At 67.7% G+C, this 24520-nt stretch carries 24 protein-coding genes, 1 tRNA gene, 2 pseudogenes and 1 other annotated feature; of the genes and pseudogenes, 19 read left to right on the forward strand and 8 right to left on the reverse strand.

The features are described from left to right. The 6 genes from H0487_RS13570 to H0487_RS13600 all read left to right on the forward strand — a co-directional run. The coding region (locus tag H0487_RS13570) for a 3'-5' exonuclease (RefSeq protein WP_183094768.1) at positions 1-683 on the forward strand (683 nt) is incomplete at its 5' end. 170 nt (positions 684-853) lie between these two features. Next, positions 854-1078: a hypothetical protein gene (locus H0487_RS13575; RefSeq protein WP_183094769.1), complete on the forward strand. Its 225-nt coding sequence runs from the start codon at positions 854-856 to the stop codon at positions 1076-1078. Between the two features lie 163 nt (positions 1079-1241). Beyond that, entirely contained in the window at positions 1242-1553 is a 312-nt protein-coding gene (locus H0487_RS13580; protein ID WP_183094770.1) for a WhiB family transcriptional regulator, read from the forward strand. Next, the gene (locus H0487_RS13585; protein WP_512698506.1) at positions 1550-1780 is read left to right on the forward strand and encodes a putative WhiB-interacting protein; all 231 of its coding nucleotides are present in this window, start codon (positions 1550-1552) and stop codon (positions 1778-1780) included. The genes H0487_RS13580 and H0487_RS13585 overlap by 4 nt, the downstream gene beginning before the upstream one ends. 127 nt (positions 1781-1907) lie before the next feature. Continuing rightward, on the forward strand, positions 1908-2081 hold the full coding sequence (locus H0487_RS13590) for a hypothetical protein (RefSeq protein WP_183094772.1): 174 nt from the start codon (positions 1908-1910) through the stop codon (positions 2079-2081). Positions 2082-2809: 728 nt separating this feature from the next. After that, complete coding sequence (locus H0487_RS13600) at positions 2810-2989, forward strand: hypothetical protein (RefSeq protein WP_183094774.1); 180 nt, start codon at positions 2810-2812, stop codon at positions 2987-2989. Positions 2990-3109: 120 nt separating this feature from the next. Here H0487_RS13600 and H0487_RS13605 read toward each other — a convergent pair whose 3' ends face one another. Next, complete coding sequence (locus H0487_RS13605; protein WP_183094775.1) at positions 3110-3268, reverse strand: DUF5679 domain-containing protein; 159 nt, start codon at positions 3266-3268, stop codon at positions 3110-3112. A 138-nt stretch (positions 3269-3406) separates the two neighbouring features. Between H0487_RS13605 and H0487_RS13610 the strand changes: the two genes are divergently transcribed. The 3 genes from H0487_RS13610 (at position 3407) to H0487_RS13620 (ending at position 6178) form a co-directional block, all read left to right on the forward strand. Beyond that, positions 3407-4207: an enoyl-CoA hydratase/isomerase family protein gene (locus tag H0487_RS13610; protein ID WP_183094776.1), complete on the forward strand. Its 801-nt coding sequence runs from the start codon at positions 3407-3409 to the stop codon at positions 4205-4207. Positions 4208-4555: 348 nt separating this feature from the next. Further along, positions 4556-5605 (forward strand): PHP domain-containing protein, encoded by a 1050-nt coding sequence (locus tag H0487_RS13615; protein WP_183094777.1) that lies wholly within the window; start codon positions 4556-4558, stop codon positions 5603-5605. Positions 5606-5614: 9 nt separating this feature from the next. Then, positions 5615-6178, forward strand: a complete 564-nt coding sequence (locus tag H0487_RS13620) for a M48 metallopeptidase family protein (RefSeq protein WP_183094778.1) — start codon at positions 5615-5617, stop codon at positions 6176-6178. Positions 6179-6185: 7 nt separating this feature from the next. Here the strand turns inward: H0487_RS13620 and H0487_RS13625 are convergent, their stop codons facing one another. After that, the gene (locus H0487_RS13625; RefSeq protein WP_183094779.1) at positions 6186-6734 is read right to left on the reverse strand and encodes an NUDIX hydrolase; all 549 of its coding nucleotides are present in this window, start codon (positions 6732-6734) and stop codon (positions 6186-6188) included. Further along, positions 6731-8113, reverse strand: a complete 1383-nt coding sequence (locus H0487_RS13630) for a zinc-dependent metalloprotease (protein ID WP_183094780.1) — start codon at positions 8111-8113, stop codon at positions 6731-6733. Before H0487_RS13630 ends, H0487_RS13625 begins: the two co-directional genes overlap by 4 nt. A gap of 22 nt (positions 8114-8135) precedes the next feature. Between H0487_RS13630 and H0487_RS13635 the strand changes: the two genes are divergently transcribed. The 6 genes from H0487_RS13635 (at position 8136) to H0487_RS13660 (ending at position 13909) form a co-directional block, all read left to right on the forward strand. Next, positions 8136-8564, forward strand: a complete 429-nt coding sequence (locus H0487_RS13635) for a molybdenum cofactor biosynthesis protein MoaE (protein WP_312855946.1) — start codon at positions 8136-8138, stop codon at positions 8562-8564. A 34-nt stretch (positions 8565-8598) separates the two neighbouring features. Then, on the forward strand, positions 8599-8952 hold the full coding sequence (locus H0487_RS13640; protein WP_183094782.1) for a hypothetical protein: 354 nt from the start codon (positions 8599-8601) through the stop codon (positions 8950-8952). Between the two features lie 56 nt (positions 8953-9008). Beyond that, a complete protein-coding gene (locus H0487_RS13645; RefSeq protein WP_183094783.1) occupies positions 9009-10085 on the forward strand; it encodes a YlbL family protein in 1077 nt (358 codons plus the stop codon). Between the two features lie 14 nt (positions 10086-10099). Beyond that, positions 10100-10690, forward strand: a complete 591-nt coding sequence (locus tag H0487_RS13650) for a PPA1309 family protein (protein WP_183094784.1) — start codon at positions 10100-10102, stop codon at positions 10688-10690. Further along, positions 10687-13773: a UPF0182 family membrane protein gene (locus H0487_RS13655; RefSeq protein WP_183094785.1), complete on the forward strand. Its 3087-nt coding sequence runs from the start codon at positions 10687-10689 to the stop codon at positions 13771-13773. The genes H0487_RS13650 and H0487_RS13655 overlap by 4 nt, the downstream gene beginning before the upstream one ends. A gap of 62 nt (positions 13774-13835) precedes the next feature. Then, positions 13836-13909, forward strand: a tRNA-Met gene (locus tag H0487_RS13660). A 710-nt stretch (positions 13910-14619) separates the two neighbouring features. On the opposite strand, the gene H0487_RS13665 is transcribed toward H0487_RS13660, so the two are convergent. The 4 genes from H0487_RS13665 to H0487_RS13680 form a co-directional block, all read right to left on the reverse strand. Further along, positions 14620-17571: an MMPL family transporter gene (locus tag H0487_RS13665; RefSeq protein ID WP_246383563.1), complete on the reverse strand. Its 2952-nt coding sequence runs from the start codon at positions 17569-17571 to the stop codon at positions 14620-14622. A 196-nt stretch (positions 17572-17767) separates the two neighbouring features. After that, positions 17768-18361 carry a TetR/AcrR family transcriptional regulator gene (locus H0487_RS13670; protein WP_183094787.1) on the reverse strand — a complete coding sequence of 198 codons (594 nt, stop codon included), beginning with the start codon at positions 18359-18361 and terminating at the stop codon, positions 17768-17770. 211 nt (positions 18362-18572) lie between these two features. Beyond that, positions 18573-19403, reverse strand: coding sequence for an SDR family NAD(P)-dependent oxidoreductase (locus tag H0487_RS13675; protein ID WP_183094788.1), 831 nt, complete (start codon positions 19401-19403; stop codon positions 18573-18575). A 275-nt stretch (positions 19404-19678) separates the two neighbouring features. Continuing rightward, the gene (locus H0487_RS13680; RefSeq protein ID WP_246383566.1) at positions 19679-21163 is read right to left on the reverse strand and encodes a flavin-containing monooxygenase; all 1485 of its coding nucleotides are present in this window, start codon (positions 21161-21163) and stop codon (positions 19679-19681) included. 224 nt (positions 21164-21387) lie between these two features. Between H0487_RS13680 and H0487_RS13685 the strand changes: the two are divergent. After that, positions 21388-22652 (forward strand): annotated as a pseudogene (locus H0487_RS13685) (IS256 family transposase). 94 nt (positions 22653-22746) lie between these two features. After that, positions 22747-23517, forward strand: coding sequence for a MerR family transcriptional regulator (locus H0487_RS13690; RefSeq protein WP_183094789.1), 771 nt, complete (start codon positions 22747-22749; stop codon positions 23515-23517). Positions 23518-23601: 84 nt separating this feature from the next. Here the strand turns inward: H0487_RS13690 and H0487_RS13695 are convergent. Next, a pseudogene (locus H0487_RS13695) lies at positions 23602-23814 on the reverse strand (integrase core domain-containing protein); the annotation flags it as partial. A 169-nt stretch (positions 23815-23983) separates the two neighbouring features. On the opposite strand from H0487_RS13695, the gene H0487_RS13700 reads away from it, so the two are divergent. Then, positions 23984-24208, forward strand: coding sequence for a transposase (locus H0487_RS13700; protein WP_220793386.1), 225 nt, complete (start codon positions 23984-23986; stop codon positions 24206-24208). Continuing rightward, positions 24166-24309 (forward strand) — a sequence feature (AL1L pseudoknot). (Overlaps the previous gene by 43 nt.) Next, positions 24220-24520 (forward strand): IS3 family transposase (locus tag H0487_RS24325; RefSeq protein WP_183094791.1); only part of this gene is annotated, 301 nt, incomplete at its 3' end. (Overlaps the previous feature by 90 nt.)

Below are 24520 nucleotides of genomic sequence, written 5' to 3' on the forward strand. Positions count from 1 at the left end.
CTGAGCCCTCCGGCGCCGACCTGGCGGCCTTCGTCGAGGACCTCGACCGCCGCGTGGCCGAGCAGCACGCCCCGGCCGCCGACGGCGTCACCCTCGCGACGTTCCACGCAGCCAAGGGCCTGGAGTGGGACGCCGTGTTCTGCGCCGGGGTCCAGGACGGCACGGTGCCGATCACCTACGCCGACCGCGACGCCACCGTCGAGGAGGAGCGCCGGCTGCTCTACGTCGGGGTGACCCGGGCCCGCAACGACCTGACCGTCACCTGGTCCGCAGCCCGCAACCCGGGGCAGGCGGCGCGACGGCAGCCCTCGCGCTTCCTCACGCCACTGCTGCCCGAGCGCGAGCAGGCCGCACCGGGCGGCCGCGCCCGGAGCAAGGTCGCCCGCTGCCGCGAGTGCAGCCAGCCGCTCGGCACGGCCGCCGAGAAGAAGCGGGGCCGGTGCGCCCACCATCCGGTGCGCTACGACGAGGACCTGTTCGAGCGCCTCAAGGCCTGGCGCCTGGAGCGGGCCCGCGACGACGAGGTGCCGGCCTACGTCGTCTTCACCGACGCCACGCTCGAGCTCATCGCGGAGCACAAGCCGGGGGACGAGCGCTCGCTGCGCGCTGTCAACGGCGTCGGGCCGAGCAAGATCGAACGCTACGGCGACGACGTCCTCGCGCTCGTCAACAGCCTGGGCTGAGGGCCTCCGAGGGAGTGGTCCAGACCTTTCGCAAAGAAATCTGCGAAATAGTCATAAAATGGTTTGCTCATTACATGGAACCGCGGTTAGCGTGTTCCTCACGTACTGAAGACCTGCGCACCAGGGCCCTGACAAAGCCCGCGCCCAACGCATCGAAGGAGGTGGCACCCGTGGAGAACATCATGCGAATCAACGTCGCAGCGCCGCAGTCTGCTCGCGCGCTCGCGTACACGTGCGCCACCCCGGCCGCCGTCCTCGGCGCCGATTTCTGGGCGCAGCGCGTTCGCGTTCGCGTGACCGCACCGACCACCGGCATGGGACACGTCGGCACGAAGCACATCGCTTTTGCCACCGGCACCGTCCCGGGTTCACTGACCTGGAGCCCACCGATCTAGTCCACAAGACTCAGCATCGGCAGCCTCCAGGCCGCGGAACCCGAACCGGGATCCGCGGCCTTTCTGTTTCTCCAGGGCATCCGCCCACGACGAACAGGAATCGCCGCAGACCCGGATCGATGAATCGACCAACGCGATCAGGTCAAAGACGAGGAGGTGAAACATGACGACCAGTGTTCTCGAGCCGACGCTGAGCAACCTGCACGACGAGGCAGAGGGCTACGCCGAGCAGGAGACCGACCGGCTGCCGTGCCGGGTCAACGACCCGGAGCTGTGGTTCGCAGAGTCCCCGCACGACGTGGAGTTCGCCAAGGAGCTGTGCAAGGACTGCCCGGTCCAGCAGATGTGCCTGTCCGGAGCGCTCGAGCGGCGCGAGCCCTGGGGTGTCTGGGGCGGCGAGCTCTTCCTGCAGGGAGCGGTGATCCCGCGCAAGCGGCCCCGTGGCCGGCCCCGCAAGGACGCCACCGCGGCATGACAGCAGACCTCCGCAACCGAAACAACCATCACCTGATGAACCTGAACCTGAACTGGAGCAACAAGATGAACGTCATGAACGAAGACCTGGCACGCGCGCATATGGTCGCGCGCCTGGGAGAGGCGCAGCAGCTGCGCGAGGCCAAGATGGCCCGCGCCCGTCGCGTCAGCCGCAAGGCTGAGCGCGCAGCGCAGCAGGCTCGCCTCGCCCTTGCTCGCGCTCTCTGATCGAGAGGCAGACCTGGGAGGACCTCCTCCCGGACACCTGATCGCGGGTGACACAGAGAAGGGCCGGAAGACGACGCAACCCGTCGTCCTCCGGCCCTTCGTGCTTTTCCCTCGCTAACCTGGACACGTGGCAGTGACCTGCGACTTCTGCGGCCGGACCGACCCCGACACCCCCGACGGCGCCATCCCGTTGGCCTGGAGCACCTCCGTCGAGCGGGGGCGGATGCGCCGGTTCTGCTCCGACTGCTCCCGGGTCCACCTGCGGGCGATGGAGAGCAAGCTCGACGCCGAGTGGTGGTAGGACGCCCGATCGGACCCCAGCCCGCTCCTCAGCCCGTGTCGAGCACGAGGTCCCACGCGCAGCCGCAGTGCGGGTGACGCAGACGTCGTACGACGTCGGGCGTGCCCGTCGGCCCCAGGTCGACCGTCGTCGACCACGTGCTGGGCTCGTCGCCCTCGGCCGAGCGGCACAGGTCGCGCACCGCCCATCCCAAGGCGATGCGGTCGAGCACCGGATCGACCGGGGCGGGGACGGCGGTGAGTGCCGCCTGCTCGAGCAGGAACGGTCGTCTCGGGTCGGCGTCGGCCTCGTGGGCGTCGACGCAGCGCAGGCAGGCCGTGTGGCCGGGGACGACGAACGGGCCGATGCGGCGGCCCGCGGCGGAGCCGGCGACGACCAGGTGCGGCGTCCCGGCCCGGNGAGCCGGCGACGACCAGGTGCGGCGTCCCGGCCCGGACGAGCGGGTCCAGGCTCTCGCGCTCCACCTCGCCATCGGCGACGACGAGCCACACCGACGGGTCGCGCTCCGACGCCCGCAGCCCGGCGACCTCCAGGAGTTCGACGACGATCGCGCGCGCGGCCCGCGCCGCCCGGATGCCGACCCGGAGGGTGTCACGCGCGGCGAGGCGGCGGGCCGCATCGCTCCCGAACTGGGCCTGCGCCGCGGTCAGGCGCGGCGTCGGGGTGCGTCCCGTGGGACAGAGCAGGTCCGCAGCGCGTAACCGGTCGAGGGCGGCGAGGGCCGTGGGATGGAGCGGCCCGGTCGGCCGACCGCTGCGGAGGGCGTCGAGGAGCGCGCGCACCGCCGGTCCGTCGGGGAGCCGGACGGCCAGGGGTGGGTGCAGGCCCACCTGGAGGGAGTCGCTGTCGCGCCGCAGCACCGGGACCCCGGGTCGGAGCGCGAGCCGCTCGGTCGTCGTCATCCGTGAAGGCTCGCACGGGGCGCGCGACGCCGCAGGCGTCCTCCACAGGGCTGTCGCCCGGGAAATGGCTGCGGGCGGCACCACCGTGAGGTGGGCCGCCCGCTGCGTAAAGGCTGGGGAAGTTGCTCAGGCCTTGCCGAGGATCCGGTTCAGGTTGGTCCCGCACTCAGGGCACGTGGCCTTCGCCATGCGCGTGCCCTTGTCGTTGACCTTGACCTCGCCGCTCGCCTCGCGCTTCGCCTTGCACTTCACGCAGTAGAACTCACCGCTCCAGGTCTCCGCCATGACGGCCTCCTTGATCATTTCTTCTTCGGTCGTCGCGACGGGAGGGTCTGGGGAAGCCCGCCGGGGTCCGCCGCACCGGGCGTTGGACCTCTCTGACCCTACGGCACGGCACGCAGCGGGAGCAGTAGCGTGCCCCGCATGTCTGAAATCCGTGATTTGACCCATCTGCGGCTCGAACGGCCCGCGGCGGGGGTCGCGATGCTGGTCCTGGACCTCCCGGAGCTCCGCAACGCGATGAGCGACGAGATGACCGCGTCCTGGGTCAGGGCCGTCGACCACCTCGCCGCGGATCCGTCGGTGCGGGCGGTCGTCGTCACGGGGGAGGGCAGCGCGTTCTGCTCCGGCGGCAACCTGTCGTGGCTCGCCAGCGAGCCGGACGCCGGGGTCGACGACCTCCGCTCGCGGATGCTGCCGTTCTATCGGTCCTGGTTGGCGATCCGCAGGCTCGAGGTGCCGACGATCGCCGCCATCAACGGGGCGGCCATCGGAGCCGGGCTGGCGATGGCGCTGGCTTGCGACCTGCGCGTCGCGGCCCGCGGAGCCAAGATGGGCGTGCCGTTCACCCGGTTGGGGATCCACCCGGGCATGGCGACGACATACCTGCTGCCCGACGTGGTCGGCCCGTCGGCGGCGCGCGACCTGCTGCTCACCGGTCGGATCGTCGAGGCGGAGGAGGCGCTCGGGCTGGGGCTGGTCTCGCGGGTGCTCGAGCAGGAGGACTTCCGGGCGCAGGCGGTCGCGGCGGCCGTTGACATCGCGGCGGCGGCCCCGATCGCGACCCGGCTCACCAAGATCGCCCTCTCGCGGCCGCACGCCAGCCTGGAGTCGTGCCTGGAGTGGGAGGCCCTCGCGCAGCCGATCACGCTGGCGACAGCCGACCTGCTGGAGGGGATCAGCGCCGCGCAGGAGCGCCGTGCCGCGGTCTTCGAGGGCCGATGACCGGGTCGGGAACAGCCAAAAATGAGGAGACCCCCGAAACGCTTCGCGCCGTTTGCCTTCCCCTTGCGAACGGCGGTGGCGACCTCGGGGGTCCCATCTGGGTGCAACGCTAGGCAGCCGACGGAGGGCGGTCAATCCGCCGCGACGCCACCCTGTGGATGAGGTTGTGGACAAAGATGTGGATGACGGGCGAGCCCCGTGGACAGGCCTGGGAAACGCCTGTGGAAAAGGTAGGAAGCATGGACGCCGAAGCAGGTCGAATGACCCGATGACCAGCACAAAGACGATCCCCCGCTTGTCCACCGCCTGTGGACAAAACATTTCTGGCCCGTTCTTCGGGGTGTCGGCGTGAATTCGGGCGATTCGTACGACGGGAGTCCCGTCGCGGCGCTGCGCCGGATCGCTTTCCTGCTCGAACGCGGCCGCGCGGACACCTACAAGGTCCAGGCCTACCGCAGGGCGGCGGCGGCGATCCTGCCACTCCCGGCCGAGGAGGTCGCGGCTCGCGCGGCTGCCGGAAGCCTCACCGACCTGGCCGGGATCGGAGCCAGCACCGCGCGGGTGATCGGCGACGCTGTCGCAGGTCGGATGCCGGAGCGGCTCGCCGATGCCGAGCGCCAGTACGGCGTGCTCGAGGTCGCCGGCGGTGAGGGACTGCGCGCCGACCTGCGCGGCGACCTGCACTCCCACTCCGACTGGTCCGACGGCGGCTCGCCCATCGAGGAGATGGCGATGACGGCGATGGAGCTCGGCCACGACTACCTGGTCCTCACCGACCACTCGCCGCGGCTCAAGGTCGCGCGCGGCCTGAGCGCCGAGCGGCTGGCCCGCCAGCTCGACGTCGTCGACGCGGTCAACAGCCACCTCGCGGCCCTACCGGGGGAGTTCCGGCTCCTCAAGGGGATCGAGGTCGACATCCTCGACGACGGCGGGCTCGACCAGTCCGAGGAGATGCTGGGCCGGCTCGAGGTCCGGGTCGCGAGCGTGCACTCCAAGCTCGCGATGGATCCGGCGCCGATGACCCGGCGGATGATCGCCGCCATCCAGAACCCGCGCATGAACGTGCTCGGCCACTGCACCGGACGGCTGGTGACCGGCAACCGCGGCACCCGCGCCCAGTCCCGCTTCGACGCGCGAGCCGTCTTCGAGGCCTGCGCCGAGCACGGCGTCGCGGTCGAGATCAACTCACGCCCCGAGCGTCGCGACCCGCCGTCCGACCTCCTGGCGCTGGCGCGGGACACCGGCTGCCTGTTCTCGATCGACAGCGACGCCCACGCGCCGGGTCAGCTGGACTTCCTGGCCTACGGCTGCGAGCGGGCCGAGGCGGCCGGGATCGAGCCCGACCGGATCGTCAACACGTGGCCCGTCGAGCGGCTCCTGGAGTGGGCCGCGCGGTAGTTTCGGTCCATGCCCGTGTCCAGGTCGGAGCCGACGCCGCGGGTCGAGGTACGCCGGTCCGGCCGCCGTCGGCGGACGGTGTCGGCCTACGTCGAGGACGACCGGATCGTCGTGCTGGTGCCCGACAACCTGTCGAAGGCCGAGGAGCGCGACTGGGTCCGCAAGATGGTCGCGCGGCTCCAGCGGCGCGAGCAGCGGGCGCGTCGTACCGACGAGGACCTGCTGCGGCGTGCCTGCGCGCTGAGCGACCAGTACCTCGGCGGGCTCGCGCAGCCGTCGTCGGTCACCTGGGTCGCCAACCAACGGGCACGCTGGGGCTCCTGCACCCCGAAGGACCGGACGATCCGGTTGAGCGAGCGGCTCCAGCGGCTGCCGGACTGGGTCGTCGACTACGTGATCGTCCACGAGCTCGCGCACCTCATCGAGCCCGGGCACAACGAGGCCTTCTGGGGCTGGGTGGGCCACTACCCACACACAGCCAAGGCCAAGGGCTACCTGCTCGGCTGGTCCGACGCCGCGAGGCTGGCGCCGCCGGACGCCGCCACCGGGCTGCCGCTCGGCGACGCCGACTGACGTCGCATCAGACGAGCGAGCGGGCGATCCCGATCAGCTCGACCATGCTCGGCTCCAGCTCGGGCAGCGCGTCGACCGGCCACCAGCGCACGTCGAGCGACTCCTCGCTCGTGACCTCACGGGCGGCGGGCGGGGCGACCGCGACGTAGCGCACGTCGAGGTGGTGCACGGTGAACTCGGGACCTCGCGGGTCGCAGAACGGCACCGGGTGGATGTCGAGCTGCGCCGGCGTGGTGATCAGCCGCAGGTCGGGGATCCCGGACTCCTCGCGGGCCTCGCGGTCCGCGACGCCGGCCAGCGTCGGGTCGCCCGGCTCGGCGTGACCTCCGAACGCGAACCACCGCCGCGCCTTGCCGTGCAGGTTGAGGAGCACCCGCTCGCCGGTGCTGTCGATGACGAGCGCACCCGCGGTCACGTGGTCGGGGTACGACGAGCGCCACATGCCGTCGGCCGTCGACTCCAGGTGTGCCACGAAGCGGGCGCGCAGCTGCTCCTGGCCGGCGTCCGGCGCGCTCCAGGCGCGCAGCGACGCCAGCGCGTCGGCGTGCAGCGTCACTCGGTCTCGCTGCTGCCGGTCTCGCCGGACTCGCCGTCGAGCAGCTTGCGCAGCTCCTCGTCGAACGCGTCGTCGGTCAACGTGTCGGGCTGGGTGGCCTCGGCACGGAAGGACAACGGGTCGTCGAGGTCGGCGGCCGTCGGGAGCAGGTCGGGGTGCATCCACACGCCGTCACGGGCCTCGGTGCCGGAGCGGGCACGCAGGCCGCCCCACAGGGTCGAGGCGTCACGGAGCCGACGCGGTCGCAGCTCCAGGCCGACCAGCGCGGCGAAGGTCTGCTCCGCGGGACCGCCGGCCGCGCGGCGTCGTCGTACGGCCTCACGGAGCTTGGCCGCCGGGGGCATCCGGGTCTCGGTCGCCTGGCCGACGACCTCGTCGACCCAGCCCTCGACGAGTGCCAGCGCGATCTCGAGGCGCGCCAGCGCCGCCTCCTGCTGGGGCGAGACGGGCGGCTCGAAGAGGCCGCCCTCGAGCAGTCCCTGCATCGAGGAGGGGTCCATCGGGTTGATGCTGCGCATCTGCTCCTCGAGCCGCTCCTGCATCTGGGCGACGTTGAGCTCCAGGCCCCGGGCGTAGTCGGTGACCGCGCCGACGAGGTGCTCGCGCAGCCACGGGACGGCGGCGAACAGCCGCTGGTGGGCGGCCTCGCGCAGGGCGAGATACAGGAGGACGTCGTCCTCGGACACGTCGAGGCCGCCGGCGAACTCACGGACGTTGCTCATGACCAGCGCGGCCTTGCCGGGGGAGCCGAGCGGGACGCCGATGTCGGAGGCGGTGAGGACCTCGCCGGCGAGCGCCCCGAGCCCCTGGCCGATCTGGGAGGCGATCATCCCGCCGACGGCCTGGCCGATGATGCCGAGCAGCGGACCGGCCGTCGCCTGCATCTCTTGTGGAAGGGCGTTGCCGAGTCCGCTCACCGAGCGGGCGGCGACCGGCTCGACGAGGACCTTCCACGCCTCGCGGGTCTCGACGAGCCACTCGGCACGACTCCACACCGCGGTCGACGTCACGCCCGAGGGGAACGCGGTGGTCGTGTCGAGCCAGTGGTCGGCCAGGCGGACGGCGTCGGCCACCCGGTCCTGGTCGCGGCGCCCGGGGGAGGGGTCGGGCTGCTCGGCCACGGCGGCGCGGGCGAGGTCGTCGACGACCTTCCAGTTCAGCGGGCCGTCGTACGGCTCCATCATCGCCTTGAACTGGCTCATGATCCGGTTGAGGTCGAAGCCTCCGGCGCCGCCCAGGGCGCCCAGTCCGCCGAGCCCGGCCATCCCGCCGAGCGGCCCGCCAGGGCCGAAGAACTGTTCGAAGGGCGTGCCCTTGAACGGGTTGGGCTCGCCCGCGCCTGCGTCGTCCGCGGGGTCGGGCTCGGGGTCGTTCGCCATGCGTCCAAAGTACTCTGCGCGTGTGAGCCACCCCGCCGTCCGTCTCGTCGGCATCCAGGACGAGCCCCTCTCCGTCGGCGACGTGCTCGCCAGCCTCGACGACGACGCCGCCGGCGGGCTGGTGCTCTTCGTCGGCCGGGTGCGCGACCACGACAGCGGGAAGGGCGTCACCGGGTTGCAGTACTCCGCGCACCCCAGCGCCCTCGACCGGCTGGCCGACGTCTGCGACCGGGTCGCCGAGCAGTACGACGTCGCGGGGCTCGCCGCCGTCCACCGGGTCGGGGACCTCGCCATCGGCGACCTCGCCGTCGTCGTCGCCACGACGTCGGCCCACCGCGGGACGTCGTTCGAGGCGAGCCGGGCGCTCATCGACACCCTCAAGGCGGAGGTGCCGATCTGGAAGCACCAGCTCTTCGTCGATGGCACCGAGGAGTGGGTCGGCGCGCCGTAGCCGACCGGCCGCTCCGCCGCCGTACGCTCGCGAGGTGGAGATCCTGCTCTGGCTCGTACCTGCGGCCGTCGTCACGCTCGTGACGATGCTGTGGGTCGCCTGGTGGGGTCGCGAGGGCCGCGGCGAGATCGACCGCGAGACGGCCGCGCGCCGGCTCGGGGAGGCCCTGACCCGTGAGCAGAAGCGCCGTCCCGGCTACGCCGTGGAGCGCCGGGCGCCTGACCGCAGCACCGGTGTCGCGCTCCGTGCGCCTCGGCCCCAGGCGCTCCCGCCGGTCGCTGCGCCCGCTGCTGAGCCGGCTGTCGACCCCGTGGCTGAGCCGGCCGCAGGGACGGTGCCGGATCCAGTGTCGGATCCGGTGCCGGAGCACGACCGCCGCGCGTCCTGACGCCGCTCCTGAGATCCGGTCCGGGGCGCCTTGGGCGCGGGTGAGAAGGTAACGCCATGGATGACGCGCGCGCGACCACCCAGCGCTGGATCGCGTTCTTCTGCGCCGGCGGGCTCGGAGTGCTGCTGCTGGCGGTGGCGATGCTGGTCCCGCTGCCGTACTCCGTCTACAGCCCCGGACCGACGTTCGACATCCTTGCCCAGGACGGCAACGAGGCCGAGATCATCCAGGTGGTCGGCCACGAGAGCTATCGCGACGAGGGCCAGATCCGGTTCACGACCGTGAGCTCCTCGGCGATCGACGACAAGAAGACGCTGCTCGAGGCGATGCAGGCCTGGTTCGACGACGACCGGGCGGTCATCCCCTACGACATCGCGCACCCGCCGGACAAGACGGCCCAGGACGAGGAGGTCGAGGGCGCCGTCTCGATGGTCACCTCGCAGGACACCGCGATCGCCAACGCGATGCGCGAGCTCGGCATCGATGTCGACCCGGTCCTCCAGGTCGCGTTCGTCACCGAGGGGACGCCCGCCTTCAAGGAGCTCCGCGTGCGGGACAAGCTCCTCGAGGTGGACGGGGAGCCGCTCGACGCGACGAGCCCCGGAGCCGACCCGGCCCAGCAGCTCGTCGACGCCGTGCAGGAGCACGGGCCCGGTGACCCGGTCGTGCTCCTCATCGAGCGCAACCGCAAGGAGCTCACCGTCGAGATCGAGCCCCGCGAGGACGAGGGCAAGATGCGGATCGGCGTGGTGCCGGGCATCGGCTACGACTTCCCGTTCGACGTCACCATCGCGGTCGACCCGTCGATCGGCGGCCCGAGCGCCGGCCTGATGTTCGCTCTCGCGGTCTACGACACGTTGACCCCCGGCTCGCTCACCGATGGCGCGGTCGTCGCGGGCACCGGCGAGATCGCCGACGACGGCACCGTGGGCCCGATCGGCGGCATCGAGCAGAAGATCGCCGGCGCCGAGGAGTCCGGGGCCGAGCTCTTCTTCGTCCCCCAGGACAACTGCGGCGACGTCGAGGGGCTCGACCCTGACCTGACGCTCGTCAAGGCGACCACCATGCACGAGGCGCTCGAGGCGCTCGAGGCGTGGGCCGCCGACCGCGACGCCGACCTTCCGAGCTGCTGACCGAGAGAGTGCAGATGGACTTCGAGCTCGAGATCGATCCCGCCCTGGCCGCTGCCGTGCTGGAGCTGGAGAAGCACCACGCAGCCGCGGGCTGGGACCAGCCGGCGCGCCTCTACGCGCTCGTCGACACCGCCTCGCTGGTCGCGCACGAGCCGGCGCTGGCCGCCATGCTCGGTCTCGACGAGTCGCGCGAGCGCGGCTCGCTGACGCCGATCGAGCAGGAGGAGCTCGCCGCCGACCAGCAGCTGGAAGGCTTCCTGCCCTCGATCAGCTGGCCCGCCTCGGTCATCGGGTGCGCGGCTGTCGTGGAGAGGCTGGTGCTGCCGCCCGCGGCCGACGGCCAGGTCCCCGAGGACCCGGCCGAGGCCGTCGAGTTCGCTCGCGAGCACCCGGACCGCCAGGAGGTCCGGATCGTCGCGGGCGTCACCCGCCACGGCGCGTCGTACTGCGCCATGCGCCTGCGCGCGCACGACGAGGACCCGGCCGTGCTGGGCGGCCCGGACCTGGTACCGAGCCTGCTCGCCCTGCTGCGAGCGACACTTGAGGACGAGTCCGAGGAAACGGCCGCAGATCCATCGGCCACAGAGTCAGGGGACACACCGTGAGCGACCTGTTCGACGACGAGCCCGGCGACGTCGAGACCCGACGTCCCGGCAGCCGCGCCCGCGCGCTCGTGATCACCGGCGTCGCGCTGGTGATCGGCTTCTTCCTGTTGACGACGTTCGCGTCGATCTTCACCGACCGGCTCTGGTACGAGGAGGTCGGCTACGGGCAGGTCTTCAGCACCATGCTGTGGACCCGGATCGGCCTGTTCCTGGTCTTCGGCGTCTTCATGGGTGCTGCGGTGGCGGTCAACATGTACCTCGCCTACCGCTTCCGGCCGCTCTTCCGCATGCCTGGCGGTGACGCCAGCGTCGACCGCTACCGCGACGCCGTCACCCCGATCCGCACCTGGCTGCTCGCCGGGGTCGCGCTCGTCGTCGGCCTCTTCGCGGGCACCTCCGCGCTCGGCCACTGGCGTACCTACCTGCTGTGGCGGCACGCGCAGCCGTTCGACCAGAACGATGCGTACTTCGACAAGGACATCAGCTTCTACGTCTTCAAGCTGCCGTGGTGGCACTACGTCACGGACTTCGTGATGGCCGCCGCGATCATCGCGGTGATCGCCACCGCGATCGTCCATTACCTCTACGGCGGCATCCGCCTCCAGGTCCCGCACGACCGGCTCTCCGGCGCCGCCCAGGTCCAGTTCTCGGTGCTGCTCGGAATCTTCGTGCTCGCCAAGGGCGTCGACTACTACCTCGACCGCTTCGACCTGGTGACCGACGACAACCGCCTCTTCACCGGCATGAACTACACCGGCGAGAACGCCCTGCTGCCCGCGCGCAACATCCTCATGGGCGTCGCCGTCATCTGCGCCATCCTCTTCTTCCTGAACATCTGGCGCCGCACCTGGCAGCTGCCCTCGGTCGGTCTCGCACTGCTCGTCCTGTCCGCGATCCTCCTCGGCATGATCTGGCCGGCGATCGTCCAGAACTTCCAGGTCAAGCCCACCGAGGCGGACAAGGAGGAGGCCTACATCCAGGAGAACATCAACGCGACCCGGGAGGCGTTCGGCATCGCCGACGTGAAACCGGAGCCGTACGCGGGCGTGCCGGACGACCAGGTCGGCGAGACCCGATCCGACCGGGAGCGCCAGGAGGCGTTCGACCAGCTCTACGGCCAGCTCCTCCAGGTCCCGGTCGTCGACCCCAAGCAGGTCCGGCAGACCTTCGTGCAGCGCCAGCAGCTGTTCGCGTACTACTCGGTCGCGCCGGTGCTCGACGTCGACCGCTACGAGATCGACGGTCGCGACGAGCCGCTCGTCCTCGGCGTGCGTGAGCTCGACCAGTCGGGCATCAACGAGGACGACCAGAACTGGTCGAACCTCCACACGGTCTACACCCACGGCGAGGGCGTCATCGCGGCCTACGCCAACCAGATCGAGACCAGCGACAGCGACCTCAACGGCAAGGTCGCCTGGGCCGAGGGCATCCAGAGCGACGACGCGCTGTCGGAGGGGGAGGGCTTCGAGGAGCGCATCTACTACGGCGAGCAGAGCCCGTCGTACTCGATCGTCGGCAAGGCCGAGGAGGACGACCCCGACGTCGAGCTGGGGCTGACCCTGCCCAGCGACGCGGCGTCCGAGGACGAGGCGAAGGAGGAGGAGTCGACGTACGGCGGCGAGGGCGGCGTCGACGTCGGCAGCACCTTCCGCCAGCTCATGTACGCGGTGAAGTTCGGTGAGACGAACTTCCTCCTCTCCGGCCGGGTCAACGAGAACTCGCGGGTCCTCTACAACCGCGACCCGGTGACGCGCGTCGAGAAGGTCGCGCCGTGGCTGACGGTCGACTCCGACCCGTATCCCGCGGTGATCGACGGCCGGATCCAGTGGATCATCGACGGCTACACGACCAGCGACCGCTACCCGAACTCCCAGCGCGAGTCCTTCGAGTCGATGATCGACGACGCGCTCCAGGAGGAGACGGGTCTCCAGACGATCCCCACCGACGAGATCAACTACATGCGCTCGGCGGTGAAGGCGACGGTCGACGCCTACGACGGCACGGTCACGTTGTACGCCTGGGACGAGGAGGACCCGATCCTCCAGACCTGGATGTCGGCCTTCCCCGACGCGGTGCAGCCGAAGTCGGAGATCCCGGAGTCTCTCCTCACGCACCTCCGCTACCCGGAGGACTACTTCAAGGTGCAGCGCTACCAGCTCGCGAAGTACCACGTGGAGAAGGCCGACGACTTCTACCAGGGCAGCGACCGTTGGGAGGTCGCCCAGGACCCCAACGTGACCAACACGTTCCAGCCGCCCTACCGCGTGTTCACGCCCTTGCCGGACGGCAGCAGCGAGTGGTCGATGACCTCCGTCTTCACTCCGCGGGGCAAGGACACCGTCGCGTCCTTCGCGTCGGTGAACTCGGACGCCACGGACGAGGGCGACAGCGGCTACGGGTCGATCAGCCTGCTCAAGCTCAACGACGCCAACGCTCCCGCGCCCGGCCAGGTGGCCAACGAGATGAGCCAGGACGAGGACGTCCGCGAGGCGCTGCTGCCCTACACGAACTCCGGTCAGACGCCGCCGATCTACGGCAACCTGCTCACGCTGCCGATCAACGACGGGCTCATCTACATCGAGCCGGTCTATGCCGTGCGCTCCGGTGGTTCGGCCTATCCGATCCTCCAGTTCATCATCGTCAGCTACGACGGCAGCGTCGGGATCGGCGAGAACCTCGCCGAGGCCCTCGGCGATGCGCTCGGGCTCGAGGACGCCGACACCGGGACGAACCCGCCGGACAACAACCCCGACGACCCGGACAACCCCGACGACCCGGACGACCCCAAGGAGCCGAAGTCGCTCGAGGAGCGGATCGCCAACCAGCTCAGGCTCGCCGACGAGGCCTTCGCCGCGGCGGACGAGGCGCGGGCGGCCGGCAACATCGCTGAGTGGGCGGACCTCGTCGACGAGGCCCAGGACCACTTCTCGCAGGCGTTGGAGCTGATCGAGCAGCGCGACGGTGGTGCCGCGGGCGACGACACGACCGACGGCACGGGCGACGAGGCGACCGACGGGGCGACGGACGACCCCTCCGACGACGCCACCGACACCGCGACGGACGGCACCGGCGAAGGGGAGTGACCCGCACCGCCGCTACCGATTTGGTGCGGTTTCACCCGATGCATTAACGTTGGATTCACCGACGCGGGGTGGAGCAGCTCGGTAGCTCGCTGGGCTCATAACCCAGAGGTCGCAGGTTCAAATCCTGCCCCCGCTACAAAGAGAAACACCAGGTCAGAGGCGGTTTCCGGAGAGATCCGGGAACCGCCTTTGGCATTCTGCGTTGCCGCTTGTCAGCAACTTGTCCGCAAGAGCCGCCGTCGGAGGGCTCATTGGGCCAAACATGGATGCGTGTGGACATCCGTGGCTGGGCCTGAAATCCGGCGGTCCTGCGGATTGAGTCCATCGACGTCCGTGCAAGTCGGGCTCAGGCTCAACTCGATACAAACAGTCGGTCGTCCTCGACGAGTTCGCAGGTCAGCACCTTCACCAAGTCCGTGACCCGGTCAAGCGATTGTCTGCCTCAGATGTCGTAGTACTGACTGGCTGACCCATGTTGACCTGCGCAAACGTCGCGATGTCCCGGCCTTTTGTACCGGGTTTGTAACACCGTAGCGCGTGGCTGAGCATTTGGAACCCGCGATTTTCGAGCGTCGCAAACTAGTGAGGTGCGCGGCCGTCGGTGGCGACGACGATAGATTTCGCAGTAATGGGGTTCTTGCGCGGGTGATCGTCCTGATGCTGATGGTGCAGCGGCGGACGTAGCGGTGCCGTCAAGGTCGCCGCCGTGGGCGGGCGGCTTCGAGGCCGCATCGTCTCGGGCAGGGGTTGTGGGTGGCCCCGAATCATTCGAGCACGTTGAGCGCCGATTCTGCGGCCCAAGTCGATGGTGGTGAGGCCCGTCCAGTGGATTGGTGCAGCGGCCCGTCACTCCACTGGCCCGTGGCGCCGCATCTGGGCCGGCCACCAGTTGCGGTCCTCAAGAAGGGCCGCGCAGGCGGGGACGATGAGGCTGCGGACGACGAAGGTGTCGAGCAGCAGCCCGGCGGCGACTGCGAATCCGGTTTCCGCGAGGGTGATCACTGGGGAGGCGAGCAGGGCGACGAAGGTGCTGGCGAAGATGATGCCTGCGGAGGTGATCACGGGGCCGGTGAGGGTGACGGCTTCGCCGACCTTGGCGCGGGTGAGGGCGGTGCCGTTCTCGCGCATCCGGCTCATCAGCAAGATGTTGTAGTCGGCGCCGACAGCGACCAGTAGCACGAAGGTGATCACTGGTACGGGGAACTGGATGTCGTGGCCGAGGATGTCTTGGAAGACCAGAGTGGTCAGGCCGAGTGCCGCGGCGCACGACAGTGCCACCGAGACGAGCAGGTACAGGGGCGCGGCCAGCGAGCGCAGCGTGATGATGAGCAGGAGCAGGACGACCAGCAGCACGGCTGCCACGACGAGTTTGGCGTCGTCGAGCAGGTAGCGGTTCAGGTCGGCGCCGAGGCCCGCGGCGCCGGTGCCGCTGACCGTCGCCTCGGCGAGGCGGGTCTGCTCGAGCGCGGTTTCGGCGGTGTTCTGCACCTCCTCGAAGCGGCGCAGTCCGTCTGGGCTGAGGGGGTCGGTGTCGCCGGTGACCTGGATGCGCGCGATGCGTCCGTCTGGGCTGAGGAAGACTTCGCGAGCGTACGCGAACCGCTTGTCGCGCAGGGTGCTGGCGGGTAGGTAGAAGCCGCCGGCCTCGGGGGTGTCGGCCTGTCGGTTCACCGTGCGAAGGTAGGACTCTGAGCGTTGCAGGTTCTCGGCGAGCGCGTTGGTCTGGTCGATGAGCTCTTCGATGCCTGGCGCGAAGGCGTCGGCGTTCCGGGCGATCTGGGAGGTGCCGTCGGCCATCTGACCGAGCCGGGTGCGCAGGAGCTGCTGTCCGTGTGCGATCCGCTTCGCGCCGCGTTCTGCTTGGGCCAGTCCCGACGCGAGCTGGTCGAGGCCACCGGCGAGGTGGCCTTGGCCGCGGGCGATACGTGCTGCGCCGTCGGCTGCACGCTGCAGGCCGGGGAGGAGCTCGTTCTTCAGGCCGCGATGGATCTCGGCTAGCCCTTCCCGGGAGCGGCGGCAGACCGGGTCGGTGGTGCACAGCAGGTCACGGTTGAGGGCTTGGACGATCAGGTCGATGCCGTCGACAGCCATGCTGACTTGGTCGTGCGCGGTTTGGAGCCCTGCAGTCAGGGTCTCGGCACCTGCCTTTAGTTGGTAGGCCCCTTGGGCTGCTCGGTCGGTGTTCGCAGCTGCTTCGTCCAGCCCGTCGGAGAGGTCGGTGGTTCCGTTGACCAGGCGCCCTACGCCGTCGCGGGCGCGCTCGGCGCCGTTGGCGACCTGGTCGATCACGTCGGCAAACTGGGCGCTTCCTGAAGAGAGGCGCTCCAGTCCGGGCCGGCCTTCCTCCAGCCCGTCGCTGGCGCGGCCGAACCCATCGGCGAGTCTCTTGAGCTGCCGGGCGATCGATGCCGGTTCGAGCGGCTCACCAGCGGGCTGGGTGATGCTGCGTACGCCGGTGACGCCGTCGACCTTGCCCACGGCACGGCTGAGCTCGTTGAGCACGGCCAGGTCTTTGGGGTTGCGCAGGTCGCGCGGGGACTCCACCAACACGTAGTCCGGCAGGGTCTCGTTGCGCGGGAAGTGATCCTCCAGCACCGCCAACCCCTGGTTGCTCGGGGTGCCCTCGGGTTGGGAGTTGCGTTGGTCGTAGGAGATCACCATCGTCGGCAAGAACGCAGCCAGCGCCAGCAGCACGGTGGTGCCGGCCAGCAGTACCCGAGCCGGTCGCTGCGCCACCAGCCGACCGGCCCGTGACCACACAGAGGTCGGTGCTGGGGGGCGCGCCGGCCCGATCCTGGGACCGAACCAAACCATCAGCGCTGGCGTGAACGTCAAGCTGACCGCGACGGTGACCACGACGCAGATCGCCATTGGCGGTCCGGTGGTGGAGAAGATAGCCAGCTGGGTGAAGCCCAGGCAGATCGCCGCGAGGATGACGGTTCCCGCGGAGGCTAGCAACGCCGGGCCCACCCTGGTCGCGGACTCCTGGACAGCCGCCAGCGGGCCGGCCCCGCGTCCGTAGGCTTCCCGGAACCTGCTGATCAGGAACACGCAGTAGTCGGTCCCGGCGCCCAGCACGATGGCAGTGACGAAGGCATCGGTGTAGGTCGACAGCGCCATCCCCTGCTCGCCGGCCCAGGCGAGAACTCCCCGCGCGCAGGCCAGCGCGACGCCGATCGTGACCAGGGTCAGCACCACCGTGGTGATCCGGCGGTAAATGATCAGCAAGATCACGACCAGCAGCGCGCCGGAGACCACCGTGATCCTCACCGACGCGGCATTCACTTCGCTGGTCAGGTCGGTGATCATCGCCGGGTCGCCGGTCACATAGGTCGTGGTGCCCGTCGAGACCGGCAGTTCGGTGATCTGGTCACGCAGCCAGCGCACGTCGCGCTCGGAGCTCGGCGACCCGATGCCACTGGTCAGCCCGACCACCAGGTACGCGGCCTGACCGTCCTCGCTGACCAGCTGACGCCGAGCCCCCTTGTTGCCGACGAAGTGCTGGACATCGGAGACCCGCTCCTCGTGCCCCTCCAGGGCCCGGACCAGACCTCGGTAAGCCTGGATGTCCACTGCGCTCAGGCCCGCGTCGTTGCTGAACACCACGTAGGCGTAGGACTCCGTCCTTCCAGACCCAAACGCCTCATCCATTCGATGCAACGCGGCCAACGAAGGAGCGTCCTCCGGCACGAACGCAGCGCTGCTGCGCTCAACCACCGAAGGCAACGACGGCACCCCCACCGTCACCGCGGCTGCCGCGAGCAGCCACCCCACGACCACGAGCCGCGGGAAACGCATCCCGACCTCACAAGCCCGAGAAAGCCAGCCGACTCGACGCTCCGCCATCCTCAGTCCCGCCGCTTGACAGAGGTCGCCGTCGCATCCCTGCGCTCGCCTTCCGCGACCGGCTTGGATCGGAGCCGAGGGCGCAGGCGGACGGTCGGGCCTATCAGCGAGGACAGACGTCCCAGCGTCGGATGCATCACCGCAGGCCTTAGTTCGCCGAATCCGCAGGTCGAAGACCATCCAGAACTACCGAGAGGATCGAAGGGCTCAAGTCCTCCGGGCTCAAGGAACGCCCTGTCGCCAGGTACGCCAGCGCACTCATCGTGACCGCGCCGAACAAAACCATCGCGGTCGTGGCTGGGTCCTTCGTCGCCCGAAGGGATCCGTCGCGCACCCCCTCGTCGAGGAGCTGCTGGACCGGCGAGTAGTAGGCCTCCGTCACGGAGTTGGCGATCTCAGGCATGCGCCCCGCGCGACCGAGATTCTCGATAAGTGCTCGACAGACGGCGGGCTGATCGGCCATCACCCGCAGTTGAGCCCGCACAACTTCGGCCAACCGGACCGCGGCCGAGTCAGAAGACTCAATCGCGATCGCAACCTCGTCGGCCATCTGCTGAAGAGTCTCTTGGAGCAGGAACGCCAAGATCTGCTCCTTCCCGGCGAAGTAGTAGTACAGCGTCGCCTTCGGCACTCCAGTTGCGGTCGCAACGTCCTCAACCTTGGTGTCCTCAAGGCCACGATCAGCAAACAGCTCGGCAGCGGCCGTCAATCGAGCGGCGATCTGGGCGGGGACGTGACGCATGACGACCACCTTCTCGGGCTTGCCCTACAAGTTTAGACTCCAAGTCTAAACCCGTCGTCACGCAACGCCAAGTAGTTTGGTAGAGCGTCGCATGAGGGTGACACTGTGACTTTGCTCGTGAAAGCCCGGCCAAAGTGACATCGGCAGCGTGTGGGAAAGACTTCGACGACGCGGCTGCGGCGCCTAGTCAACGTCTGACACCCGTCAATGATCAAGCCAACTCGCGCCTCGCTCCAAGGACGAGGACCTTCTGGTAGAGGGGAGAAGGCAACCGCGACAAGAGATCGATCGCTTTAGCATCGGGCCCCACGGTGACCCTTCGTCGACCGCCTCGTACAGCTCGTAGGATGATCCGCGCCGCCCTGTCCGGCGAGGTCATGGCAATCGTCTGGAACCTGCTGTGTGCCGCCTCTTGGGCGGTGGCAATTTCCAATGAATCGTTGAGTCGAGCGTTCTTGACGATGTTCGTCTTGATGCCGCCGGGATGGACAGTCGTCGCCGAGACTGGATGTCTGGCAGCCTTCAGCTCCATATAGAGAGCATCAGTGAATCCGCGTACACCGAATTTCGAAGCGTTGTAGGCCGATTGGGTGGGAATCGAGACGAGGCCGAAGACGCTCGAGACGTTGACCACGTGACCTTCGCCCGATTGGATTAGATAGGGCAAGAATGCCTTGGTGCCGTGGATTACCCCCCAGAAATTGATGTTCATCAGCCAGTCCATGTCGTCCCAAGTCATGGTTTCCACGGTCGAGCCAAGAGCGACTCCGGCGTTGTTGAAGATCATGTTCACCTTCCCGTGAGTGCTCACGACCGAGTCAGCCCATTCGTGCATGGCAGAGCGACTAGCTACATCGACGATGTCACTCGTCACGAGCGAACCGCCACTGCGGCACAGCGCCTCGGTCTCGGCCAAACCAGTGCCGTCGATGTCAGACAGTGCAAGTGCGCACCCTTGTCCAGCCAGGTTGATCGCCAAGGAACGACCGATCCCCGACGCGGCCCCCGTAACTGCGGCTACCTTGGTACTGAAGTAGTTCATTTGAAATCCCATCAGCGCGGACCGCGCGTCGTTGTTCAGAACGGATATGCAACTTCATGGGTTCGGTCGTCGCGACCTCATTGAGTAGTCCGCCGGGCCACGTCACCTCTAAACTCCGCCTGCAGTCGCCTAGTCAAGCGGCGCGGAGTCGAAATGTTCGAATCGTTAAATACGTCGGGGTTGAGATTTCGGCCCACCTAAGTCTCGCCAGAAGAAGATCTCGTGAACGGTATCGGCCTTTCGACTTCTTCTCCCAGAAACGCCAGGTAGAAAGTCTACTGATGTTGGGCCGCATAGGAGCGAATGTCGAACTTTCGGGTGCGCCAGCGAAGTTCGAAACTAAACCCGGGCCACAGGGTTGAATTCTTGCCATTCGCGTCCAGGTACCATGACCCACAACCGCCGGTCGTCCATACGGTGCCCTTCATCCGCTGGTCGATCTCGCGGTTGAAATCCTCCTCGACTTCGCGGTGAACATCAATGCTCGACAGATGAAGCCGGTCCATCGTACGAAGTGCATCGAGCACGAAAGCGACCTGGGACTCGATGTAGAACACAACAGATGTGTGGCCGGGACCGGTATTGGGTCCTACTAGGAGGAAGAGGTTGGGGAATCCGCTAACCGAAGTTCCCAGGTACGCTTGTGGACTTCCCTTCCATCGTTCGGAGAGTGTCTCCGCCTCGCGACCACGCACGCGATCCGAAATGGCGGTGTCGGTGACGTGGAAGCCCGTTCCAAATATGAGAGTGTCGATCTCGTGCTCGCGGCCGTCACTCGTGATGATGCTGTGAGGGCTGATGCGCTCGATGGACTCGGTATTCACCGACACGTTGGCTCGGGTAAGGGCCGGGTAGAAATCGTTCGCGATAAGGATCCTCTTGCAACCAATTTTGTAGTCTGGAGTTAGCTTGCGACGCAGTTCGGGGTCTTTGATCTTCCAGTGCATATGGGTCAGGGCCATTTTCTCGAACACGCGGAGCAATCCGGGTCGATGGACCAGCCCCGGCAGCATTGCCTCCTGTCGCCAGTAGACAGCGGTGCGCACTGCCTTTTGCAAGACAGGGATGCTGCCGTACAGCTGCTTTTGCAGTTCTGGCACCTTGCGGTCGGGGCGAGGAAGGATCCACGGGGGAGTGCGTTGGAAAACCGTGAGCTCGCCCGCTGCATCCGCTACGTGAGGGACAAACTGCACCGCAGAAGCCCCCGTCCCGACAACCGCAACCCTTTCTCCGGTCATGTCGTGATCATGGTTCCACTCCGCGCTGTGGAACATCGTCCCTTGGAAGTCCTGAATGCCAGGAATATCCGGGTATGAGGGCTCGCTCAACGGCCCGGCGCCCGAGACCAGGATCTGGCTTCGGACGGTGCCAGCGCGCGTCTCGATCTCCCACTCCTGGTCGCTCTCGAGCCACGTTGCTTGAAGCACTTCAGCATTGAAGGCGATGTGCGGCCAGACGCCGAAGCGTACGGCCGTATCGCGAAGGTAGCGGAGCAGTTCGGCCTGTTGGGAGAAGGCTCTGCTCCACCTTGGGTTGGGCGCGAACGAGAAGGAGTAGAGGTTCGAGGGCACGTCGCACGCACAGCCGGGGTAGTCGTTGTCTCGCCATGTGCCTCCTACGTCGTTCGACCTCTCCAAGACGACGAAGTCATGCCTTCCTTCCTGCTTGAGTCGCACCGCCATGGCCAAGCCAGCGAACCCGCTACCAATGATGGCGACGCGACTGCGAGCGGGAAGTTCGATAGGCATGCGTGTCTCCATCTCCAAATGGTCTGTGACGGTTGGAATAGTATCATGTAGAAGCGTACCGTCAAATGACGTTATGTAGATGACTGGTGAAGAGAGACCTTCGCGCCGCATGGCACGGAAGTCCTGAGTCGGGCCGACCAACAAGACGTGGCACCTGGTGGGGGTCTGTCAGATCAACGGTGTAACTGGTCCCTGGCCTGACACGCCGAGCGGTGGCTTGGCGGGAAGCAGGGATCATGACCGACACGATCGAGCCCATGGAGCTCGACGAGGATGAGAAGCAGGCGCTGGCGCAGCGGCTGGTCGATCAGGCCAGGGAGCAGGGCGTCGACCTGGTCGGGCCGGGGGGTCTGTTGACCGGGTTGACCAAGACCGTGCTCGAGACGGCGTTGGAAGAGGAGTTGGCCGAGCACCTCGGTTACGACAAACACGATCCGGTCGGCCGTAACGGCGCCAACTCCCGCAACGGCACCCGGACCAAGACCGTGCTGACCGATGTAGGCCCAGTCGAGCTGGAGGTTCCACGGGATCGTGACAGCACCTTCGAGCCGAAGGTCGTGACGAAGCGCCAGCGGCGGCTCGACGGGGTCGACCAGATCGTGTTGTCGCTGACCGCCCGTGGCCTGACCACCGGCGGGGTCGCCGCGCACTTCGCCGACGTCTATGGCGCATCGGTCAGCAAGGACACGATCAGCCGGATCACTGAGAAAGTCACCGCGGAGATGGCCGAATGGCAGACCCGTCCGCTCGACCGTGTGTACCCGGTGATCTTCATCGACGCCCTGGTGGTCAAGGTCCGCGATGGGCAGGTCACCAACAAGCCGTTCTACATCGTCATCGGCGTCACCACTGCCGGCGAGCGCGACATCCTCGGGATCTGGGCCGGCGACGGCGGTGAGGGCGCCAAGTTCTGGCTCTCGGTGTTCACCGAGCTGAAGAACCGCGGCGTGGAGGATGTGCTGATCGCGGTCTGCGACGGCCTGAAGGGACTGCCGGATGCGATCACCACGACGTGGGAGTTCACCGCGGTTCAGACCTGCATCATCCACCTGATCCGCAACACCTTCCGCTACGCCGCCAGGCAGGACTGGGAGGCGATGGCCAAGGACCTGCGGCCGATCTACACCGCGGTCAACGCCGAGCAGGCCGCGGCTCGGCTCGACGACTTCGCCGAGAGGTGGGGCGGGAAGTACCCGGCCGCGGTCAAGCTGTGGCGCAACGCTTGGGCCGAGTTCATCCCGTTCCTGGACTACGACGTGGAGATCCGGAAGATCATCTGCACCACCAACGCGATCGAGTCGCTGAACGCCCGATACCGGCGCGCGGTCCGCGCGAGGGGACACTTCCCAACGACGCGGCCGCATTGAAGTACCTGTACTTGGTGACCCGCTCACTCGACCCGACCGGCACCGGTCGGGCACGATGGGTCATCCGATGGAAGGCCGCGCTCAACGCGTTCGCCATCACCTTCGAGGGACGCATCAGCCCCTCGGACAACTAGAGACGCCAGTGGCCAGTTACACCGGAAATCTGACAGTCCCGAGGAGACCTACTGCCTCCATGTTCGATCACGGTGTTCCGCCTATGATAGCCCTGTGAGTATCGGCGGTAATGACCTGATGACGATCGACTCGTTGGCGTATGCCTCGGGAATGACCGTGCGAACGTTGAGATCTCATGCCACGCGGGGGCTGCTCCCACCTCCTTCGATGAAGGGTCGCGTTGGCTACTACAACGGCTCGCACCTGGCGAGACTGAACTTCATCAAGGAGATGCAGTCGGCTGGCTTCAGTCTCGCGAGTATCGAGCAGATCCTGTCAGGTGTGCCGCACGATGCTGGGGAAACGATGTTGGCCGTCGTTCGCGGTCTTGTGGCTCCGTGGGACGCGGAACCGACGACCACCTTCACCCCGGAGCACATTGCTGGCATGTTCGGCGTCCCCGTCGATGCGGAAGCCTTGAGCCTGTTTGGCGACCTTTTTGGTGCGGAGTTTGATGCAGAGGGCAACGTGACCGTGACCGCTCCTGGTTTGCTTACTGCCGCTGCCGAGGCTGTGAGGGTCGGTCTGCCACCTGAAGGAGTCGCCGAGGCTACGCAGTTGCAGGTGCGCTCAGCCAAGGAGGTTGCCAAGTGCTTCGTTGACTTGTTCCGCGACAGCCTCTGGAAGCAGTTCATCGAGGCTGGGCTGCCCGAGGAGGAGTGGCATCGGATCAGCGGGATCCATGCACGCATCAGTCCCTTGGCCGTGCAAGGCTTCCTTAGTGCTTTCCGGCGGGCGATGACTCAGGAAGTCAGTTCGGCGCTTAGCGAAGAGTTGGGTTCCCAAGCCCAGCCCGCCCTGGCGCGTCTCTTAGGATCTGAGTAGCCTCGGGTTGGTCGGCACTGGGGACTGCTGCACGGATAGGTGACAACTTGAGGTGCCCCACCGTTTGGGTTCCAGATTTAGTGGCTAATTGACTGCGCTGGCGGTGTCGTCCTCGGAGGTTACTTCGAACTCAATGGGTGTGCGGTAGCCGAGTGAGGAGTGGCGTCGTTGGCGGTTGTAGAAGATCTCGATGTACTCGAATATCGCGTTGGCGAGTTCGACTCTGGTCTTCCACCGTCGGCGGTTGAGGAGCTCGATCTGCATCGAGGACCAGAAGCTCTCCATCATGGCGTTGTCGAGCCCCGCCGCCTACGGTTTGTCGCGTGCCGGGTCTGATGGAGGCTCTCATTCCACGGAAGGATGAGAGTCATGGCAGCACCGAGGAAGTATCCCGACGAGCTTCGGGAGCGAGCGATTCGGATGGCAGTCGATCTGCCGGCGTGACCCTGCGACCAGGTCCGGTGCACTGCGCCGGGTCGGTGAGCAGCTCGGGATCAATCCCGAGACGTTGCGCAACTGGGTCCAGCAGGCCGAGATCGACGAGGGGCACCGTCCCGGTGTCACCAGCGAGGACGCCCAGCGCATCGCTGAGTTGGAGCGTGAGGTCCGTGAGCTTCGTCGGGCGAATGAGATCTTGCGGACGTCCGCAGCTTTTTTCGCCGCGGCGGAGCTCGACCGCAAGCTGAAGTGAGTACCGCGGTGGTGGTCGACTACATCGATCAGCACCGCGAGCGGTTCGGGGTCGAGCCGATCTGCCGGATCCTTCGCCGGGCCGGGATACAGATCGCCCCGAGCAGCTACTACGCCGCCAAGACCCGGCCACCGTCCCCGCGCGCAGTCGCCGATCAGCAACGCCTGGAGATGATCCGTCGCGTCCATGTCGACAACTACGGCGTGTACGGGGTCCGCAAGATGCACGCCGAGCTGAACCGGCGCGGGCATCGGATCGCCCGGTGCACTGTGCATCGGCTGATGCGCGGCGACGGGTTGCGCGGGGTCAGCA

It is taken from the genome of Nocardioides stalactiti, assembly GCF_014180715.1.
Classification (GTDB): domain Bacteria; phylum Actinomycetota; class Actinomycetes; order Propionibacteriales; family Nocardioidaceae; genus Nocardioides; species Nocardioides stalactiti.